Here is a 432-nt window from a genome sequence, read left to right as displayed (position 1 = left end):
GGGTGCGGCACGGGTCGGGCGGCGTGCCCGGGCGTGGATCGGCGGGCGACGCATCGGCGAAGAAGCGAATGCAATAGACATCTCGGTCCGCTTTATAGGTTACCCGGTAGGTTTCGGTGATGGTGCTTCGGCGTGGCGCAGAGTGCGGTGACGCGGCGACGGCGGCGAGTGCGATCAGGTGGGCGGTCAGGCTCATGGCGGATCTCCAAGCGGCCGGGGCATGGATTTGCCGCCGCCCGCTTCGGAGTCCATGCGAGAAGTGTGCCATATGACCAACACACTAGATTGCGTGACGGCCGTGGCCGTTTGCGAGGGTGTGGCGTGGTCCACTTTCCCGATCTTTGGTTCGGGACGCCAATGTGTAGAGGGAGCGTACCCCGAGAGGATCGCGCAGTCGGGGGTGTCGGCGCGGATGCGGGGCCGACCATTTAA

Annotated in this window: 1 protein-coding gene; it reads right to left on the bottom strand. The window is 65.3% G+C overall.

All coding sequences use genetic code 11. The features are described 5' to 3' along the window. On the bottom strand, window positions 1-196 hold a 196-nt coding region (locus tag AACY52_RS31690), incomplete at its 3' end, for a hypothetical protein (protein WP_339561609.1). Window positions 197-432 lie beyond the last annotated feature (236 nt).

It is taken from the genome of Pseudomonas sp. EA_65y_Pfl1_P113, from assembly GCF_963970525.1.
Classification (GTDB): domain Bacteria; phylum Pseudomonadota; class Gammaproteobacteria; order Pseudomonadales; family Pseudomonadaceae; genus Aquipseudomonas; species Aquipseudomonas tritici.
This window is presented reverse-complemented; position numbering and strand designations above follow the sequence as displayed.